General features: G+C 70.5%; 18 protein-coding genes. 11 read left to right on the top strand and 7 right to left on the bottom strand.

Annotation, left to right across the window (positions count from 1 at the left end; translation table 11 throughout):
- The first annotated feature begins 88 nt into the window (after positions 1-88).
- Positions 89-1,066, top strand: coding sequence for an isocyanide synthase family protein (locus AAW14_RS31045; RefSeq protein ID WP_265567753.1), 978 nt, complete (start codon positions 89-91; stop codon positions 1,064-1,066).
- A 46-nt stretch (positions 1,067-1,112) separates the two neighbouring features.
- On the opposite strand, the gene AAW14_RS31040 is transcribed toward AAW14_RS31045, so the two are convergent.
- Positions 1,113-1,637: a hypothetical protein gene (locus AAW14_RS31040; protein WP_416223401.1), complete on the bottom strand. Its 525-nt coding sequence runs from the start codon at positions 1,635-1,637 to the stop codon at positions 1,113-1,115.
- 772 nt (positions 1,638-2,409) lie between these two features.
- Here AAW14_RS31040 and hemL point away from each other — a divergent pair.
- From hemL to AAW14_RS31000, 8 genes are all read left to right on the top strand, one after another.
- The gene (gene hemL / locus AAW14_RS31035) at positions 2,410-3,729 is read left to right on the top strand and encodes a glutamate-1-semialdehyde 2,1-aminomutase (protein ID WP_265567751.1); all 1,320 of its coding nucleotides are present in this window, start codon (positions 2,410-2,412) and stop codon (positions 3,727-3,729) included.
- Positions 3,726-4,403 (top strand): histidine phosphatase family protein, encoded by a 678-nt coding sequence (locus tag AAW14_RS31030; RefSeq protein ID WP_265567750.1) that lies wholly within the window; start codon positions 3,726-3,728, stop codon positions 4,401-4,403. Before hemL ends, AAW14_RS31030 begins: the two co-directional genes overlap by 4 nt.
- 213 nt (positions 4,404-4,616) lie before the next feature.
- Positions 4,617-5,900 carry a hypothetical protein gene (locus tag AAW14_RS31025; RefSeq protein WP_265567749.1) on the top strand — a complete coding sequence of 428 codons (1,284 nt, stop codon included), beginning with the start codon at positions 4,617-4,619 and terminating at the stop codon, positions 5,898-5,900.
- Between the two features lie 66 nt (positions 5,901-5,966).
- On the top strand, positions 5,967-6,602 hold the full coding sequence (locus AAW14_RS31020; RefSeq protein ID WP_265567748.1) for a TlpA family protein disulfide reductase: 636 nt from the start codon (positions 5,967-5,969) through the stop codon (positions 6,600-6,602).
- Between the two features lies 1 nt (position 6,603).
- Complete coding sequence (locus AAW14_RS31015) at positions 6,604-7,377, top strand: cytochrome c biogenesis CcdA family protein (protein WP_265567747.1); 774 nt, start codon at positions 6,604-6,606, stop codon at positions 7,375-7,377.
- A 3-nt stretch (positions 7,378-7,380) separates the two neighbouring features.
- The gene (gene resB / locus AAW14_RS31010; RefSeq protein WP_265567746.1) at positions 7,381-9,186 is read left to right on the top strand and encodes a cytochrome c biogenesis protein ResB; all 1,806 of its coding nucleotides are present in this window, start codon (positions 7,381-7,383) and stop codon (positions 9,184-9,186) included.
- Positions 9,183-10,265, top strand: a complete 1,083-nt coding sequence (gene ccsB, locus AAW14_RS31005) for a c-type cytochrome biogenesis protein CcsB (protein ID WP_265567745.1) — start codon at positions 9,183-9,185, stop codon at positions 10,263-10,265. The genes resB and ccsB overlap by 4 nt, the downstream gene beginning before the upstream one ends.
- A gap of 48 nt (positions 10,266-10,313) precedes the next feature.
- On the top strand, positions 10,314-10,724 hold the full coding sequence (locus AAW14_RS31000; RefSeq protein ID WP_265567744.1) for an SRPBCC domain-containing protein: 411 nt from the start codon (positions 10,314-10,316) through the stop codon (positions 10,722-10,724).
- An 18-nt stretch (positions 10,725-10,742) separates the two neighbouring features.
- Here AAW14_RS31000 and AAW14_RS30995 read toward each other — a convergent pair whose 3' ends face one another.
- Together AAW14_RS30995 and AAW14_RS30990 are read right to left on the bottom strand one after the other, a co-directional pair.
- Positions 10,743-12,290 carry an ABC transporter substrate-binding protein gene (locus AAW14_RS30995; protein WP_265567743.1) on the bottom strand — a complete coding sequence of 516 codons (1,548 nt, stop codon included), beginning with the start codon at positions 12,288-12,290 and terminating at the stop codon, positions 10,743-10,745.
- 61 nt (positions 12,291-12,351) lie between these two features.
- Entirely contained in the window at positions 12,352-14,445 is a 2,094-nt protein-coding gene (locus tag AAW14_RS30990; protein ID WP_265567742.1) for a hypothetical protein, read from the bottom strand.
- 127 nt (positions 14,446-14,572) lie between these two features.
- Between AAW14_RS30990 and AAW14_RS30985 the strand changes: the two genes are divergently transcribed.
- The gene (locus AAW14_RS30985) at positions 14,573-15,304 is read left to right on the top strand and encodes a TioE family transcriptional regulator (RefSeq protein ID WP_265567741.1); all 732 of its coding nucleotides are present in this window, start codon (positions 14,573-14,575) and stop codon (positions 15,302-15,304) included.
- 14 nt (positions 15,305-15,318) lie between these two features.
- Here the strand turns inward: AAW14_RS30985 and AAW14_RS30980 are convergent, their stop codons facing one another.
- Entirely contained in the window at positions 15,319-16,299 is a 981-nt protein-coding gene (locus tag AAW14_RS30980; RefSeq protein WP_265567740.1) for an isopenicillin N synthase family dioxygenase, read from the bottom strand.
- Complete coding sequence (locus AAW14_RS30975) at positions 16,292-16,741, bottom strand: nucleoside deaminase (protein WP_265567739.1); 450 nt, start codon at positions 16,739-16,741, stop codon at positions 16,292-16,294. Before AAW14_RS30975 ends, AAW14_RS30980 begins: the two co-directional genes overlap by 8 nt.
- A 162-nt stretch (positions 16,742-16,903) precedes the next feature.
- On the opposite strand from AAW14_RS30975, the gene AAW14_RS30970 reads away from it, so the two are divergent.
- On the top strand, positions 16,904-17,851 hold the full coding sequence (locus tag AAW14_RS30970) for a DMT family transporter (RefSeq protein WP_265567737.1): 948 nt from the start codon (positions 16,904-16,906) through the stop codon (positions 17,849-17,851).
- Here AAW14_RS30970 and AAW14_RS30965 read toward each other — a convergent pair.
- Positions 17,748-18,629, bottom strand: a complete 882-nt coding sequence (locus AAW14_RS30965; RefSeq protein WP_265567736.1) for a LysR family transcriptional regulator — start codon at positions 18,627-18,629, stop codon at positions 17,748-17,750. The genes AAW14_RS30970 and AAW14_RS30965 overlap by 104 nt on opposite strands.
- The gene (locus AAW14_RS30960; protein ID WP_265567734.1) at positions 18,629-19,024 is read right to left on the bottom strand and encodes a PLD nuclease N-terminal domain-containing protein; all 396 of its coding nucleotides are present in this window, start codon (positions 19,022-19,024) and stop codon (positions 18,629-18,631) included. The genes AAW14_RS30965 and AAW14_RS30960 overlap by 1 nt, the downstream gene beginning before the upstream one ends.
- Between the last annotated feature and the right edge of the window lie 18 nt (positions 19,025-19,042).

Genomic DNA, 19,042 nt, shown 5'->3' with positions numbered 1-19,042 from the left:
CACCCTCCCCAAGCTCTCGGCTGTGCCCGACCAGGGAGGACCCCGTCGGCGCCATGTCGGCGTGCCCTCGTACGCCAGGAGGAACGACATGCCACTGACGACCGCCCCGGACGCCCTCCCGATCCGCATCGGCACCGAGATCCTCAGCCTGCTCCTGCCTCACCACCGCACGACCGACCGCGCTCCCGGTCCCGCGCCCGCGGAGGCCTTCCCCCATCAGTTGCACCGCATCGCCGACTTCGTGCGCGACGGAGCACCCATCGTCTTCACCCTGCCCGGCTTCCCCTGCAAGTCGCCCAACCCGGCCAAGGTCCTCGGCCACCTCCCAGACCAGGGCGAACGCCTCTCCCTCGCCTTCCTGAACACCCTGTGCACGGAGACCGAGCGGATCTACCCGCCGGGCGCTCGCGTGATCATCTGTTCCGACGGCCATGTCTTCAGTGACCTCGTCGGCGTCCCTGACGACCACATCGACGCCTACTCCGACGAACTGCGAATACAAATAAGTAAATTGGGCCTGGACAGACTGTCCGTCCTCGATCTGCGCGACGTCCTCGGCGATCTCCCGCACGACACGAAACGCGCCCACGTCGGCGACCGCTACGCCCCCGCCCTGGACGCCCTGCGCGCCGAGGTCCGCGCCGACGACCACGCCCTCGCCCTCTACCGGGGCATCACCCGCTTCCTCGTCGAGGACACCGCCGACTGGACCGGCACCCGCTCCGCCCTCCAACGCGCATGCCGTCAACGCGCCTACGGCGTGATCCAGCGCAGCCGGGCCTGGGGCGACCTGATCGCCGAGCATCACCCCGACGCCGTACGCCTGTCGATCCATCCCCAACGCGTCGGCGCCCCGAAATTCGGCATCCGTCTCCTCGATGCTCCGGACGCCTGGACCACCCCCTGGCACTCCGCCGCCCTGCACCGCGCCGACGGCACCTGGACGCTCATGCCCCGGGCCGAAGCCGCCCGGCGGGGCCGACTGGTACAGCAGGACGGCAGGGCCAGCCACTTCGACGAGAACGGATCCGGCCGATCGGGCCACCAAGCCCGTCCGCGCACATGAAAAGGGCGGGGTCCGAAAACCCCGCCCGTATGCCGGAATGCCCGGCTCAGGGCCACACCAGGCAGTACGGCTGATGCCCCGCCTCGTGCAAACGGTGGCTGAAGTCCTGCCACTCGTGCAGCAGCTGGTACACGTTGAACGCATCCCGCGGTCCGCCCCGGTCCGGCACCGTCGACCAGATGAACGCCGCCGCGCCCACCGCCTCCTCGCCGATGCCGCGCAGCGGGTCCACGACCGTCATGGGGAGTTTGACCACCGCGTAGTCGGGGTGCAGGACCACCAGTTCCAGCGGCGGGACCTTGTGCAGCGGGACGCCCTCGATGCCCGTGAGCACCATCGCCGCCATCGTCTCCGGCTTGATCTTGGTGAACATGCCGCCCATGCCGAGCTCGTCGCCGCCGAGCTCTTCGGGACGCATCGAGATCGGGACGCGGGCTGCCGTGGCGCCGTCCGGCGCGCCGAAGTATTTGTAGGTCACCCCCACCCGACCACCATTCCCGCTCCCAGTCCTGAGTCGGTCCACCGTACGGTCCCTTCGCTGCCTACGGTCCATACGCGCCGCTCGGCCGATCCGCTCAGGCTCACCCTGTGAAACGTGTGAACCCTCGGGGCCCTGTGAACCTAGCGAGCCCGTCGCGCTCTGTGAACCCTGGGAGTTTCCCGGACCCTGCGCGCCCGAGTCCTGCGAGCCCCCCGGACCCGGCGAGATCCCGCCACTGGACATGCCTCCAGGACCCGGCGAAATTCCGCCACTCGACAAGCCCGCCGGACCCGTCGAGATCCCCGGACCCTGTGGACCCTGCGAGAGCTCCGCAGCCGGAGGGATGCCCGGAGTCGGGGGGACGCTCGGAGTCGTGGGGATGCCCGGAGCCGTGGGGATGCCCGAGGGCGTGATCTCGGGAACCTGTGAGCCCCCCGGCCCCTGCGCGGTCCCCGTGCCGAACGGGCCTCCCGGCCCCTCGGAAGTCCCCGAAACGAACGAGCCCCCCGGCTCCTGCGAGTCTCCCGAGCCGTAGGCGTCACCCGGACCCTGCGGTCCCGGCCCCTGGGAGCCGCGCGGGTCGTGCGGGTCGTTGGGACCTTGTGGCCCCGGTGGCCGACGTTTCTCGGTCGTGTCCTCCGCGTCGCGTCGGTGCCTTCCCCGCCGGGCACGCCGAGGACCCAGGTCACCGGTCCCCTCGCCCAGTCCGCCACCGCGATGCATATCTCCACCCGACTGCTTTTCTGGGATGCGTGGCCCCCGCCGCGCAGCCCGATCATCGTGTCAGTGACCTCCCCCACGGCCGCCCGCCGAAACGTGCGTTGAAACACCTGTCCGCAGGATCTTCGCGGCCTCTGACACCATGGCTAGTGTGAGCTATCCGTACGAAGCCCCAGTTTCGCAGACTCTTTTCGAGCGCGCGGCGGCCGTCACGCCCGGCGGCGTGAACTCTCCGGTGCGCGCCTTCCGCGCCGTGGGCGGTACGCCCCGGTTCATGGTGTCCGGCAACGGCCCCTATTTGACCGATGCCGACGGGCGCGAATATGTCGATCTTGTTTGTTCGTGGGGGCCCATGATTCTCGGGCACTCCCACCCGGAAGTGATCGCCGCCGTCCAGGAGGCCGTCTCCCGCGGTACCTCATTCGGTACGCCCGGTGAGGGCGAGGTCGCGCTCGCCGAGGAGATTGTCGCCCGGGTCGAGCCCGTCGAGCAGGTGCGGCTCGTCTCCAGTGGCACCGAGGCCACCATGTCCGCCATCCGGCTCGCCCGCGGGTTCACCCGGCGGTCCAAGGTGATCAAGTTCGCCGGGTGTTATCACGGTCACGTCGACTCGCTGCTCGCCGCGGCCGGCAGTGGCGTCGCGACCTTCGCCCTGCCCGACACTCCGGGGGTCACGGGTGCCCAGGCCGGCGACACCATCGTGCTCCCCTACAACGACCTCGACGCCGTCCGCGCCGCCTTCGCCGCGCACCCCGGCGAGATCGCCTGTGTGATCACCGAGGCCTCGCCCGGGAACATGGGCGTGGTGCCGCCGCTGCCCGGCTTCAACCAGGGGCTCAAGGACGTGTGCCGTGAGAACGGCGCCCTCTACATCTCCGACGAGGTCATGACCGGCTTCCGCACCAGCCGGGCGGGCTGGTACGGCGTCGACGGGGTCGAGCCCGACCTCATGACCTTCGGCAAGGTCATGGGCGGCGGGTTCCCGGCCGCCGCCTTCGGTGGACGTGCGGACGTCATGGCGCACCTCGCCCCGGCCGGGCCCGTCTACCAGGCCGGCACCCTCTCCGGGAACCCGGTCGCGACCGCCGCGGGCCTCGCCCAGCTGCGGCTTCTCGACGACGCCGCGTACGGCAAGGTCGACGCCGTGTCCGAGGAGATCCGTACGCTCGTCACCGAGGCGCTCGCCAAGGAGGGCGTCGCGCACCGGCTCCAGAGCGCCTCCAACATGTTCTCCGTGTTCTTCACCGACCGGCCGGTCCACAACTACGAGGACGCGAAGAGCCAGGAGTCCTTCCGGTTCTCCGCCTTCTTCCACTCCCTCCTCGCGCAGGGCGTCTATCTGCCGCCCTCGTCCTTCGAGTCCTGGTTCGTCTCCACCGCCCACGACGAGCGGGCGGTCCAACGGATCGCCGACGCCCTTCCGGCGGCGGCCCGGGCAGCAGCGGAGGCCACGGCAGCATGAGTGACATCACCGTCGTCCACCTGATGCGGCACGGCGAAGTCGCCAATCCGGAGGGGGTCCTGTACGGGCGGCTGCCCGGTTACCACCTCTCCGAGCTGGGGCGGCAGATGGCCGACCGGGTCGCCGAGCACCTCGCCTCCCGGGACATCACCCACGTCGTGGCCTCCCCGCTGGAGCGGGCGCAGGAGACGGCCACCCCGATCGCCAAGGCACACGGTCTCGGCCTCGCCGTCGACGAGCGGCTGATCGAGGCGGACAACGTCTTCCAGGGCAAGACCTTCGGAGTCGGCGACGGGGCGCTGCGGCGGCCCGAGAACTGGAAGCACCTCGTCAACCCGTTCAAGCCGTCCTGGGGCGAGCCGTATGTGGAGCAGGTCGTCCGGATGATGGGGGCGCTGAACGCCGCCAAGGACGCCGCGCGCGGGCACGAGGCCGTGTGCGTCAGCCATCAGCTGCCGATCTGGATAGTGCGCAGCTTCGTGGAGAAGCGCCGGCTGTGGCACGACCCGCGCAAGCGGCAGTGCACGCTCGCCTCTCTTACCACCTTCACGTATCAGGGCGACAAGATTGTGTCCGTCGGGTACAGCGAGCCGGCCCGGGAACTCGTACCGGCTCATCTGCTCGCGGGCGCCAAGCCCGTGAAGGGGAACGGCGGAAAGGCGTTCGGGGCCTGACGCAGCGGGCAGGGCGTCGTGCGCCCTGCCCGAACGCGGCGACGCGGCACTTACGGATCGGTGTACGGTTCGTCACAACACGCGCACAGTCGCGTGATGTGAACGTATCTTCGTAAAATTCGCTCAATATACATGCGTTGGGGGGAACCCCCGTCCTCATCGCGGCCTCTCATTGTGTGACCACTGAGAGGCCGCTATGAAATGGGGACGGGAATGCGGGACATCAGCCGGCGAGGACTGATAGGCCTCGGCGCGGGTACGGCGGCTGCCATGGGGCTGGCCGCCTGTGGCTCCCACCAGGACGGCGCGAAGTCCGGTGACGGTTCCGGCAAGGGAAGTTCCGGCGACTCCGGCAACCCCACGGCCACCGCGCGCCCCCTCGGTGACGGTTCCACCGCCGACAGCGGTGCGCAGCCGAGTCAGCCGGACAAGCCGGTTCCGCTGGAGCCCGGCCAGACTCCGCCGCAGTTCGTGGTCTTCTCCTGGGACGGCGCCGGAGAGGTCGGCAACGGCCTCTTCCCGCGCTTCCTCGACCTGGCGAAGGCGCACGGCGCGCACATGACCTTCTTCCTCTCCGGGCTCTATCTGCTCCCCGAGTCGAAGAAGCGCAAGTATCTGCCGCCGAACAACCGGCCGGGCGCCTCCGACATCGGCTACCTCACGGACGACCACATCCGTGCCACGCTGACGAACGTCCGGCGCGCGTGGCTCGAGGGCCATGAGATAGGCACCCACTTCAACGGCCACTTCTGCTCCGGTTTCGGCACGGTCGCGCACTGGACGCCCAAGCAGTGGCACAGCGAGATCCAGCAGGCCAAGGCCTTCGTCAAGGAGTGGAAGACCAACACCGGGTTCAGCGATCTGCCGCCGCTGCCCTTCGACTACGACAAGGAGCTGGTCGGCGGTCGTACGCCCTGTCTGCTCGGCCAGGACAATCTGCTGCCCACCGCCCGTGAACTCGGCTGGCGCTACGACGCCTCCTCGCCCGGCGGCCGGCAGGTGTGGCCGGTGAAGCGGCACGGGCTCTGGGACCTGCCGCTGCAGCAGGTGCCCTTCCCCGGGCGCAAGTTCGAGGTCCTCTCGATGGACTACAACATGATGTTCAACCAGTCGAAGAACTCGACCAAGGCACCTGCCTACAACTACCCCGCCTGGCGCCAGCAGTCCGCCGGGGCCTACATAGCCGGCTTCCAGCGGGCATATGAGACAAACCGGGCGCCGTTCTTCATCGGAAACCACTTCGAGCACTGGAACGGCGGCATCTACATGGACTCCGTCGAGGAGGCCTTCAAGCACATCGCGCAGGAGAAGGAGAAGGGCGCCGACGTCCGCATGGTCTCCTTCCGCCAGTTCGTGGACTGGATGGACGTGCAGAAGCCGGAGGTGCTGGCCAAGCTGCGCAGGCTCGAGGTCGGGCAGCAGCCGACGGGTGGCTGGAAGGCATACATGTCGGACACCGGCAAGGGAGGCTCGGGCGGCACCTCACAGGGTGCCTGAAATGCGGGTTTCCGCCCGCAAGGGGGGTGCGCAAGATCCCCGGAACGGACATGCGAAACTTTTCACATGAGTGCCGCCTGCCGCGCCCCCCAGCGCCTGAACCGCGCCCGTAGCCGCAGCCGTCGACGCGCCGCCCTCGCCACCGCCGGGGCCGCCGTCGCGGCGTTCATGCTCTCCGCCTGCGGGTCCGGCGGCGTCTCCGGGGGCTCCGGCAACACCAACTTCATCACCGGCAAGGACGGCATCGCCACCGTCAAGAAGGGCGAGCGGACCGCCGCCCCCGACCTGTCCGGTGCGACGATCGACGGCAAGACGCTCGATGTCGCCGACTACAAGGGCAAGGTCGTCGTCATCAACGTCTGGGGCTCCTGGTGCCCGCCGTGCCGCGCCGAGGCGCCGAACTTCGTCAAGGTCGCCCAGGAGACCGCGGGCAAGGGCGTCCAGTTCGTCGGCATCAACACCCGGGACACCAGCACGGGACCGGCCCAGTCCTTCGAGAAGCAGTACGGCGTCACGTACCCGAGCCTGTACGACCCGACTGGGAAGCTGATGCTCCGCTTCCAGAAGGGCACGCTCAACCCGCAGGCGATCCCCTCCACGCTCGTCATCGACCGGGACGGGAAGATCGCCGCGCGCACGCTCCAGGCTCTCAGCGAGGACAAGCTGCGCGAGATGCTCGACCCGGTCGTAGCGGAGAAGTGACGTGACCGTAGCGTCCACGCTCGCCGCGGCCACCGACCCGGGCCAGTCGGCCCTTCCCGGTGCGCTGCTGCTCGCCCTGCCGGTCGCCGTGCTCGGCGGGCTCGTCTCCTTCTTCTCGCCGTGCGTCCTGCCACTCGTCCCCGGCTACCTCTCGTATGTCACCGGGGTCGCGGGCACCGACCTGGCCGAGGCACGACGGGGCCGGATGGCCGCGGGCGCCTCGCTGTTCGTGATCGGCTTCACCGCCGTGTTCGTCTCCGGCGGGGCGCTGTTCGGGTACTTCGGGTCCACGCTGCAGGAGTACAAGGACACCCTGACCAAGGTGCTCGGCGTGCTCATGATCGTGCTCGGCGTCTTCTTCATGGGCCTGATGCCCTGGCTGACCCAGCGTGAGTTCCGCTTCCACAAGCGGCCGGCCACCGGCCTGGTGGGCGCGCCCGTCCTCGGCGCCCTGTTCGGGATCGGCTGGACGCCGTGCCTCGGCCCGACCCTCACCTCCGTGAACATGCTGTCCTACAACGAGGCGAGTGCCGGCCGCGGTGCCCTGCTGACCGTCGCCTACTGCCTCGGCCTGGGCGTGCCCTTCGTGCTCACCGCGGTCGCCTTCCGCAAGGCCCTCGGTGCCTTCGGGTGGGTCAAGCGCCACTATGTCTGGGTGATGCGCATCGGCGGCACGATGATGATCGCGACCGGCCTGCTGCTGCTGACCGGCGCCTGGGACGGCATCGTGCAGCAGATGCAGACCTGGTCGAAGGGCTTCACGGTGGGGATCTGATCCATGAGCGACACACGGAGCACCGACGTGCACGGAGACGAGAACCCCGAGATCCTCACGAGCGACGGCGAGTCCGACCTCGGCGAGGCCGGCTCGCAGCTGTCCACCGCACCCGTCGAGACGGCCATGCCCGGCTCGTTCGGCGGCACCCGTGCGCCCGGCGTCCGGGGCTGGATCACCTGGTCCGTGCGTGAGGTCTTCGGCTGGGCCCGCTGGTTCTGGCGGCAGCTGACCTCCATGCGGGTCGCGCTGATCCTGCTGTTCCTGCTGTCGCTCGGCGCGATCCCCGGCTCGCTGATCCCCCAGACCGGCAGCGACGCGCTGAAGGTGCAGGACTTCAGGGACGCGCACAGGACGCTCGCCCCGGTCTACGACAAGCTCGGGCTGTTCCACGTCTACAGCTCGGTGTGGTTCTCGGCGATCTACATCCTGCTGTTCGTCTCGCTCATCGGCTGCATCGTCCCGCGCACCTGGCAGTTCGTCGGCCAGCTCAGGAGCCGTCCGCCGGCCGCACCCAAGCGGCTGACCCGGCTGCCCGCCTATGCCACCTGGCGCACCGACGCAGACCCCGAGCAGGTCCGCGAGGCCGCGCTGGGGATCCTCAAACAGCGCCGCTTCCGTGCGCACCCCGCCGGGGACGCCGTCGCCGCCGAGAAGGGCTATCTGCGCGAGGCCGGCAACCTGGTCTTCCACATGGCCCTGATCGTGCTGCTGGTCGCCTTCGCCTGGGGGCAGCTCTACAAGTCCGAGGGCAACAAGCTGATCGTCGAGGGGGACGGCTTCTCCAACACCCTCATCTCCTACGACGACTTCAAGTCCGGCAACCTCTTCAGCTCCGACGACCTGGTGCCGTTCAGCTTCGACCTGAAGAAGTTCACCGGCACCTACGAGCGCAACGGCCCCAACAAGGGCACGCCGCGCACGTACCAGGCGGACATCACCTACAGCGTGGGCGCGTACGGCAAGGAGCAGAAGACCACCGTCAGGGTCAACCAGCCGCTGCACATCGGCGACGCCAAGGTCTACCTGGTCAGCCATGGGTACGCGCCGGTGGTCACCGTCCGCGACGGCAAGGGCGACGTGGTCTTCCACGACGCCGTGCCGATGCTGCCGATCGACTCCAACATCACCTCGCAGGGCTCGATCAAGGTGATGGACGGCTACCGCAACGCCCAGGGACAGATCGACCAGCTCGGCTTCGCCGCGTTCTTCGTGCCGACCTTCGCGGGTGCCGGCAAGGGCACGATGTTCTCCCAGTTCCCTGCGCTCGACCACCCGGTGCTCGCGGTGTCGGCGTACCACGGTGACCTGGGCGTCAACGCGGGCCTCCCGCAGAACGTGTACCAGCTGGACACCAAGAGCCTGAAGCCGTTCAAGGACTCCGGCGGCAACCTCGTCAAGGCACGCCTGCTGCCCGGCGAGACCATGATGCTGCCGGGCGGCAACGGTTCGATCACGTTCGAGAAGAACATCAAGGAATGGGCCGGCTTCCAGATCGTGCAGCAGCCCGGCGGCGGCTGGGCGCTCGGCGGCGCGCTCGCCGCGATCTTCGGCCTGGCCGCCAGCCTGTTCATCCAGCGCCGCCGGGTCTGGGTGCGCGCGACGACCGGCGCCGACGGCGTCACGGTCGTCGAGATGGCGGGCCTCGGCCGAAGCGAGTCCGCGAAGCTGCCCGAGGAACTCGGCGACCTGGCCGGGCTCGTCCACGACCGGGCACCCACGAAGAACGACGATCCAGACGCCGACCCCGATCAGGAGCCGGGCGCCGAAACCCCCGTACCCGCCGCCGAAGGGGCTCAGAAGAAGTGATTCTCGCCACCGCCACCAACGAACACCTCGCGAGCCTCAGCAACACGCTGATCTACTCCGCGATGGCCGTCTACACCCTGGCCTTCTTCGCATACATCGCCGAATGGATCTTCGGCAGCCGCAGCAAGGTCGCCCGCTCGGCGAGCGCGCTCACCGCCGGCGCCGCGGACAAGGCGGCGGCGCCCGCCGTCACGGTCAAGCAGGCCGGCGGCACCGCGGTGCTGGAGCGGCCGAAGGTCGTCACCCGCTCCGCGGCAGGCGCCCGTGACGTGCCCGACGGACCGGGTGCCCACGGCGGGGACGAGCAGGGCGACCTCTACGGCCGGATCGCCGTGTCGCTCACCGTGCTCTCCTTCCTCATCGAGTTCGCGGGCGTGCTCGCCCGCGCCCTGTCGGTGCAGCGGGCGCCGTGGGGCAACATGTACGAGTTCAGCATCACCTTCTCCACCGTCGCCGTCGGTGTGTACCTTGCGCTGCTGGCGCTGCGGAAGAACGTCCGCTGGCTCGGCCTCCCCCTGATCACCACGGTCCTGCTCTTCCTCGGCCTCGCCGTCACCGTCCTGTACACGGCGAGCGACCAGCTGGTCCCGGCCCTGCACTCCTACTGGCTGTACATCCACGTCTCCACCGCCATCCTCTGCGGCGCCATCTTCTACGTCGGCGCGGTCGGCACGGTCCTCTACCTGTTCAAGGACTCGTACGAGAGCAAGCTCGAGAACGGCGGGACGCCCGGCCGGTTCGCCACCTCTGTCCTGGAGCGGCTGCCCTCGGCGGCCTCGCTCGACAAGTTCTCCTACCGCGTGAACGCCGCCTTCTTCCCGCTGTGGACGTTCACGATCATCGCGGGCGCCATCTGGGCGGGGCAGGCCTGGGGCCGCTACTGGGGCTGGGACCCCAAGGAGACCTGGTCCTTCATCACGTGGGTCGCGTATGCCTGCTACCTGCACGCCCGCGCCACGGCCGGCTGGAAGGGCCGCAAGGCCGCGTACATCGCGCTCATCGCCTTCGCCTGCTGGCTGTTCAACTTCTACGGCGTCAACATCTTCATCTCCGGCAAGCACTCCTACGCCGGCGTGTAGCTTTCCGCAACTCGTGCGGAACCCCCGTTCGCGGGCCAGGCTGGTGTCATGACCGATCCCATCGAAGAGGGCATCGCCGAGCGCCGGGGGGACACACACGTACGGCACTACCTGCTGCACCTGCCCCGGCCCGTGGAGGAGGTCTGGCCCGCTCTCGCCACCCCCGCGGGCCTGCGGGGCTGGCTGGCCGCCGCCGAACCGTTCGAACCACGGCTCGGCGGCGCGGTGGGTCTGCGGCTGCCCGACGGCCCGGCCCGGGGCCGTATCACCGCGTGGGACGTCGAGCGGGTCGCCGAGTACACGGTGGAGGGCCGCGGCCGCATCCGCTTCCACCTGGAACCGGAGCGCCCCGGGGGCACGACGGTGCGGTTCACCCACGAGAGCGAGGAGGCCCGGGACCCGGGCTGGTACCACCGCTTCGAGGACCTCCTGACCTATGTGCAGAGCAGCCACGCCTAGCAGCTGTTCAGACACCGTCTAGCGTCCGGGCGGCAGACACTCCTTCGCCGGCGGCCTGCCCTCCGGCCAGGCGATCCTCACGAACCGCGACCCGTCCGACGGCGTCAGCTCGACGATCGGCACGGCCTTGTCGTACGGATTGCCATGCACGTCGAGGCAGATCCATCCGCTCGCCCCGTTCACCCGGTGCGATCCCTTGATGAACGCCCACTCGTTGACCACATCGGCCAGCGGCGGCACGCTCTCGCCGGTCGGTGTGGCCTCCCGGAGCCCCTGCACCGCGAGCTGCATGGCGTCGTGCGCGATGATCAGCTCTCCGTCGTCGAGGGCGATGGACCCGATCGGCCCCACCGGTCCCTGCTCGGCGCGGCCGATCAGATCCTCCAGGGCCGTGGCGTCGGCCGCGCTGCCGCCCGTCGTCGCGGTCTCTTTCGTCCACGCGTCCGGATGTGCCAGCGCGGTGTACCGCACCGAGAGATTGCTGTTCAGGGCCCTCCGGTCGAGCTTCCCGTCCCCGGTGAGGTACGAGCCCTCGTCCCCTGTGAGCAGGGTGAACCGGTGATCCATGCAGCCTCGCCCGCCCAATTCGTTGATGAACTGACGTAGTTGGGTGTGCCGCCCGGCGAAGAGGATCGTGTCCGTGGACCCCGGGGTGACGCACAGGAGCTGGGTGATCTGCCGGAACTGGTTCGCGGTCGTGCCCTCCTGGGTGCGGTCCGCGGGGGGTGTGAACGGCTGCGGCTGGTACGGCGATCCGGACAGCAACTTCTCGAAGGAGCTCTGGAGCGTCTGGGTGTAGGGGTCGCCCGGCTTGTCGTAGACCAGCAGGGCGTTGCCCGCCGACACCTTGGCGAACGAGGCGAGGGCGGCGGCCTCGTCCGTGTTGGTGGGCGCGACGCGGGCGAGCCCCGGGAAGGGGTCCTTGCCGTTCTGTCCGTTGGCGAGGTCGTCGGCGGTGATCGAGGTGCCGATCACCGGGATGCCGCGGCGGGTCAGTTCCTTGACGGCCGCTTTGTTGGCGTCGGTGCTCAGCCCTATCCCGGTCACCGCCCGCAGCCGGTCCGGGCCCTTGGCCATCTCGTCCAGCCGGTCGACCACACCCCGCCAGTACGCTCCGTCCGCACCCGGGTTGGCGAGGACGAGCCGTATCGCCGGGGACTCTTCGGTCGGGGCATGGTTGGCCTGGTACTGGGCCAGATAGGCGCCCTGCAACTCGTGCAGGATGTCGTTGAGGCTCGCCGGGGCGGACGAGGTGAACGGCAGGAGCAGCGCGACCGTGACATAACTGCCGGACTTGAGGCGGCGGTTCTCCCGGTCGATCGCCTGCACGGTCGCGGTGAGCCGGGGCTGCCCGAAGTCGTACGCCGTAGTCGCCACGCCCACGCAGTCGTTGCTGCCCTCGGGGTGGGCCACGCCGCGTGCGCAGGACCGGTCCTCCTGGGTGAGCCGGAGCCCGCCCCAGGCGCCGACGGCCACCAGCGCGGCGGCGAGCAGCAGCGCCACATACCGGCGGAAACGAATTTCCCAGACGTCCTCGCGCAGCCATCTCCACAGCCGTACCGCCATCACCGACCCCCGTTCTCGTACCGCCCCGTCATCCCGCGCCCACAGCCCTGGTGCGGTCGTGTCATCCGCGCCTCCCGTCCCCGTCGTCGCCCGGAACGCGCAGGGGCCGCCCGGCCAGCGCGTCCGAGGGCCAGTCCCGTGAGGCGCGCCAGAGCAGAGCGGTGCCCTCGGGCCGCATGTTGGACAGCTGCTCCAGCTCGAAGCGCAGCCGCTCGGCCACCCGGGGGTCGGGCAGCACCAGCGGATCGGTCAGCTGCCAGACCGCGTGCAGCAGCCTTCGGACACGCAGGTGCAGTACGGGGTCGCCCGCCTCCGGCGGCGGCTGTGCCGCGTCCGTACGGCCGAGCGCCACCGAGGCCCGGTGGTCGTGGCCGTCGGAGTCTCGGCCCTCGGGGTCGTGCGCGTGGTAGTAGGGCGCGGACGCGATGAAGACGAGCGACGCCAGCCAGTCCCCGACGTCCGTGGAAGGGAACGTGTCGCGCAGATGGGCCACCGCGAAGTCGGCCTTTCCAAGGGCGAGTTCGTGGTGCAGCCGGTAGCGGGCGCCCTCCGCTGTGTCCCGCTCGCCGTAGTGGTCGACGAGCGCGCGATGGGTCGCCCGCCACTGCGCGTGGTCCGCGTCCAGGTGGTGCAGCCGCAGCAGGAGCAGGGCGCGCAGGAAGGGGTCGCCGACGAACTGCCCGGCCGCGGTGGGCCACCCCTCCTCGGCCAGCCGTTCCTCCAGGCCGAGCACCCCGGCCGCACCGAAGTCGTCCGGAAGCCTGTTCCGGGCGAGCGACAGCGCGGAGTCCCGGTCGTGGGCGGCGGCGAGCACGGTCAGCTCGTCGAGCGGGCCGCCCGGCACGAGCCGGTCCAGCAGCTCCCGGTAGGCGGGACGGCCGTCCCGCTCCTCGCGGACCGCGATGTCACCGGTGAGCAGCGCGCCGAGGGAGGTGGCCCCGCGGGACAGGTTCTGCCGGGCCGACTCGGCGAGCAGGGTGATGCCGAGGGGGCTGCCGCCGGTCAGCCGGTGGGTGGCGTGGGGGAGTTGGGGCGGCACGCCGAGGCCCCGGCACCGGGCGCCCACCATGTGCAGGGTGTCGTCGGGTGTCAGCGGCGGCAGCGACACCAGCAGTGCCCGGGAGGACGGGGAGGCGTTCGGCTGCCAGCCGGTGGAGCGGGCGACCTCGGCGAGGGTGCGGCGGCCGGCGTTCCTGAGCGCCGGATGGGCGTCGGCGCGCAGGGCGGAGAAGAAGACGACCTGGTCGCGGATGCCGTCCGCACGGTCGCGCAGCACGCACTCCATGAGGCCGAGCCCGGCGGGCGCCTGCACGTTGTCGATCAGCACGAGCGGGCGGCCGAGGCGGTGGGAGCGCTGCATGACACCGGCGTAGGCGTCGTCGAGATCGGACAGCAGGGCCCGTACGAGATGGCGCTCGGCATGGGCGCGGGAGTCGCCGCCGGCCCGGAAGTGCCCGGACAGCAGGATGAGGCCGAGCTTGGGGTTGCCGCCCGCGTTGGGGTAGTCGCGGTACCAGGTGGCGGCCTTCCGCAGTCGCCGGTGGGTGGGCGAGACGCCCTCGCTGAAGGCCTCCAGGGTCGCCTCGATGATCGGTTCGACGACGGGTCCGGTGTGGGACATGGACGCGACCAGCTTGGCGACGACCTTGCTCGCCCAGCGTCCCGCGAAGCCGTCGAGGAAGGACCGGGAGTCGTTCAGGAGCAGGATCCGTTCGGCCTCCTGCCGGATGCGCGGCACGTCCCGGTCGCTCCAGCCGCCCGCCGCGACGGCGAGCAGCCCGGAGGCCAGCCGGGGAAAGCCGATGCGCCGTGCGCCCGTCACGGGCTCGGCGAGCTGCTCGGCGACGGTGGTGAGTGCCCCTGCGACCGGTGACCAGGCCTCGCCGGGCCGGTCCGGCGGCGGCCCGGCGAACTGGGCCTCCTCGCCGTCGATCAGCGCGACGGGCGTGTGCCCCTGGTAGGCGGCGCGCACCTCGGTGAGCAGGGCACTCTTGCCCAGCCCCCGCCCGCCCGTGAACACCACGAAGGGGAGGTCGCCGTCGTGTTCGTACGGCGAAGATCTGAGCTGGTACGGACGCAGACCGACGAGTCGCGCAGCGAGACCGGGCGGGTCGGTGTCGAACAGGGGCCCTCGGCCGTGCAGCCGTCTGTCCACCGCATCTCCCCCCGGCGCGGTTCGGTCCGATGTGCTGCTGTGAGGTGTACCAATACCAGTGTAAAAAGGGGGAGTTGATTCGGACTAGGGCGCGTGATGTCCGTTGGATTACGAAAATGCTTCCTCGATGACCTCTTCGGTGACCACGGATGATCGGCTTCGCACCGTCGACCTGGCCCGGCTCGTGGGTGTCTCGACCCAGCAGATACGCAACTACGAGGAGGCGGGGGTGCTGCCGCCCGTGCCGCGGACCGAGTCGGGCCACCGCATGTTCGGGGACGGGCACCGGCGGGCGCTGCTCGCCCACCGCGCGCTGGCGAAGGGATACGGGTCCGTGAAGGCGACGGAGATCATGCGGACCGTGCACTCCGGCGACGCACCCGGCGCGCTCGCGCTCGTGGACGCCGCGCACGCCGAACGGCACGAGGAACGGCTCGCGCTGCGCGCGGCGAGCGCGGCACTGGAGGCTCTGACCGGCCAGGACCCGCCGTCGGAGCCCCGCTCGGGCCTGCGCATCGGCGAGGTGGCCGCACTGCTCGGCGTACGGACGTCGGCGCTGCGGGTGTGGGAGTCGGCCGGTCTGCTGACGCCCCGGCGGGAGCGGGGCACCGGCTACCGTGTCTACGATCCGGCCGACGTCCGCGACGCCCGGCTCGTCCACACCCTTCGCCGGAGCCACTATCTGTTCCGGCAGATCGCCCCGGTCCTGGACGAGCTGCGCCGTGCGGGCAGCCGCGACGCGCTGCGCACGGCGATCAGGAACCGGGACAGGGCGCTGACGGCCCGGACCATGGAGATGCTCCAGGGGGCGGGGGAGCTGCACGCGTACCTGACGTACGCGGCCTCCCGGACGTCGTAGGAAGCACCCGGGGTTCAGCCCGCCGTGGCCCGGCCCACCGTGATCGAGTCCAGCTTCTCGCGCAGATACACGTGCGAGTCCACCGGCTCGTACGCCACCTGTCCCACCGGCGCCGGGACCGACTCCACGAGGGTCCCCGGGGTGCACTCGCCGAAGTAGACGAGGGACATCAGTTCCTCGGCGGGCGCGTCGGCCGGCGGCGGCAGGACGCGGTGGCGGCCCGAGCGCCAGCGGTCGCCCGTCCAACGGGCCATCAGATCGCCGATGTTGATGGTGAACGCCGCCGGATCGTACGGTGCGTCCTGCCAGCCGTCGTCGTCCGTGTGGACCTGCAGCCCGCCCCGGCCGTCCTGCCGGTCGAGGATCGTGACCGTGCCGAAGTCGGTGTGCGGCCCGATGCGGAACTGGCCCGGAGCCGTCTCGCCGACGATCTCCCTGCCCGGATACCAGTTGATGTTGAAGCCGTAGGTGGGGTGGTCCATGTGGCGGATGAAGAAGTCGGGCTCCAGGCCCAGGGCACCGCCGAGCAGCGAGAGCAGATGGCTCTCCAGCTCCGCCATCCGCGTCAGGTACTCCTCGCACGGCGCCCGCAGTCCGGGCACCTCCGTCGGCCAGACGTTCGGCGCGTACCACTCCGCGTTGACCTCCGGGTCCTCGAACGGCTCCCGCGTCGCGAAGGTCAGCGACTCCTTGAGGTCGGGCGGCGTCTCGGTGCCCTCGGAGTAGCCGTTGGCCTCGGCGCCCAGGCCCAGCCAGCCGCGGCCGGCGACCCGGGCCGCGTACTTCTCCTTGACCTCGGCGGGCAGAGTGAAGAAGGTCCGTGCTGCCGTCCGGATCCGGGTGCGCAGGGCCGGGTCCACGCCGTGGCCGGTGACCAGCAGGAATCCGGCGGTCCTGAGGGCCTCGTCCACGGTTCGAGCGAGCCGGGCGCGCTCGTCCGGGCCGCCGTCCAGCCACGGCCGCAGGTCGATGGTGGGGATGCGGGGCTCAGTCACCGATGTCCTCGTTCCACAGGTCCGGGTTGTCCTTGATGAAGTCGCGCATCAGCGCCGCGCACCCGGGGTCGTCGTGGAGGACCACCTCCACGCCGTGTTCCGCGAGCCAGTCGTGGCCGCCGTGGAACGTGGTCGCCTCGCCGATGGCCACCCGGGGGATGCCGAACTGACGGACCAGGCCACTGCAGTACCAGCACGGCGAAAGGGTGGTCACCATCGTGGTGCCCCGGTAGGAGCGGCGGCGGCCCGACGCGCGGAGGGCGGAGGTCTCCGCGTGCAGCGAAGTGTCGCCGTGCTGGACGCGGCGGTTGCGGCCGCGGCCGAGGAGCGCCCCGTCGGAGCCGTAGAGCGTGGCGCCGACGGGGATGCCGCCCTCGGCGAGACCGGCGCGGGCCTCCGCCACCGCCGTGGCGAGCCACTCGTGTGCCTGTGCCCGATCCATGCCTTCACTCTCCGCCCACCGGAAGGGCCGGGCAACGCGCCAGGCCGTCATGAACACGCGCGCGAACAGTGCACGGGTCATCGGCGGGACCGATGACCCCATCGGCAGGACGCCCCGGCGGCGCGTGGACCGGCCCCGCCGCCCGCTCGTAGCGTCCTGGACATGACCCCGGAGAACAAAGGCACAGCCCAGCTGACGACCGCGATGGTGCTCTCCGGCACCCTCGGCGTCTTCGTCGTCCAGTCGGGCGCCTCGCCCTTCAACGTCGTCTTCTTCCGCGTCCTGTTCGGCGCCCTCGCCCTCGGCTCGTACGTCGTCGCCCGCGGCTGGCTGCGCGGCCACGGCTTCACCCCGCGCACCCTGGGACTGGCCGTCCTCGGCGGCGTGTTCATCGTCTTCAACTGGGTCCTGCTCTTCCAGTCGTACGAGAACACGTCGATCTCCGTGGCGACGGTCGTCTACCACACCCAGCCGTTCTACGTGGTGCTGCTCGGCGCCCTGCTCTTCCGCGAGCGGCTCACCGCGGCCAGGGTCGGCTGGGTGGGCGTCGCCTTCGCGGGACTGGTGCTCGTCTCGGGCGTCACGCCCGGCGACCTCGCCCACGGAGGGTCGTATGTCGTCGGCATCGGGCAGGCCCTCCTCGCCGCGCTCCTGTACGGCCTGTCGACCCTCGTCACCAAGCGCATCACCGGAGTTCGGCCGCACCTCATCGCCCTCGTCCAGGTCGTCGTCGGCATCCCGCTGCTGCTCCCCTTCGCCGACTTCGGCGCCATGAGCGGGACCGGCGCGGGCTGGGGCTGGCTGGTGGGTCTCGGGCTCATCCACACCGGCCTGATGTACGTCCTGATGTACGCCGCCTACGCCGAGCTCCCGACCGCGAAAATCGCCGTCCTCGCCTTCGTCTACCCGGCCGTCGCGATGGTCATGGACTGGGCGGTGTACGGCCACCACATCGGGCTCGTCCAGGCGCTGGGCGTCCCGCTGATCGTGACCGCGAGCCTGCGCGTCACGCTTCCTCGGACACGAGCCGCCGCGCCTGCTCCAGAAACAGCCGGGCGTGCGCCGGAAGCCGCTTCCCGGCCCGCCACGCCAACTGCGTGCGAAGCGTGAACGGCGGCTCCCACAGCAGTCGTACGAGAGAGCCCGCCGCGAGTTCGGCGGCGACCGTGACCTCGGGCAGCAACGAGACCCCGAGGCCGGCCGCCGCCGCGCGCTTGGTGGCCTCGATCGTGCCGAACTCCATGAAGTCCACCGGGGCGAGGGCGGTCAGCTCCCGCTCGAACAAGTCCCGGTAGGCGCAGCCGGGTTCGGTGGCCAGCAGGGACAGCCGGACCAGGTCGGCCGTCATGACCGGCTTCCCCGCCAGGGGGTGTCCGGGCGCCGCGACCAGCGCCAGCGGCTCCACCGCCACCACCTGGGACTCCAGCCCGGCGTGTGCGGTCTCCTCCTCCATCAGGAAGCCGAGGTCGTACGTCCCCTGCCGCAGCGCCTGCCGTGTCTCGTCGCCGATGGTGGTCCGCAGCGCCAGCCGCACCTTGGGGTAGCGGTGGTGGAAGAGCTCGAGCAGCGGCGGCAGACGGTACGACGTCAGCGACTCCATGGTGCCGACGGTCAGGGTGCCGGCCGGCTCCTGCGCGCCGGCCACCGCCACCCGTGCCTCCTCGCTCAGTTCGATGATCTGCCGGGCGTACGGCAGCAGCCGCTCGCCCGCCTCCGTGAGTCTGATGCGGCTGCCCAGCCGGTCGAAGAGCTCCGCGCCGACCGAGGTCTCCAGGGCGCGGATCTGCGCGGTCACGCTGGACTGCGCGTACTTCAGCTCGGCCGCGGCCCGGGTGAAGCTCATAACGGCGGCGACCTTCTCGAAGGTGACGAGCAGTCTCAGTTCCATCAGTCGGCCGCGGGCCCGTCGCCCCGCTCCCGGCGGCGCAGCTCCTCCTCGCGGCGGCGCAGGTCCGCCTCCCACTCCTTCAGGAGCGTCTCGTCCTTCTTGCTGGCTTCCCGGAGGGACTTCAGGAACTCGGGGTTGTCGTCGGGGGCCACCCACTGGGTGCGGTGTCCCGGTGAGAAGGGGGCGGGGGTGGAGCCGTCCGCCGGGGCGTGGCGCACCTTGCCGGCCAGGAGCCAGGCGACCGGGCCGACCAGCACCTCGCCGAAGAGCAGGATCACGATGACCCAGAACACCTTGGGCAGCCCGCGCACCTGCTCCTCAGGGGTGTTCAGACAGTCGATGAAGGCGTAGATCCACAGCGCCAGGACCAGCAGGAAGGGCAGATACCTGAGCATGGTCGTGCGATCCCCCAG

The organism is Streptomyces hygroscopicus (assembly GCF_026168105.1).
Lineage (GTDB): Bacteria > Actinomycetota > Actinomycetes > Streptomycetales > Streptomycetaceae > Streptomyces > Streptomyces hygroscopicus_D.
Note: the sequence above shows the minus strand (reverse complement) of the source record. Positions and strands in the feature narration are given on the sequence as shown.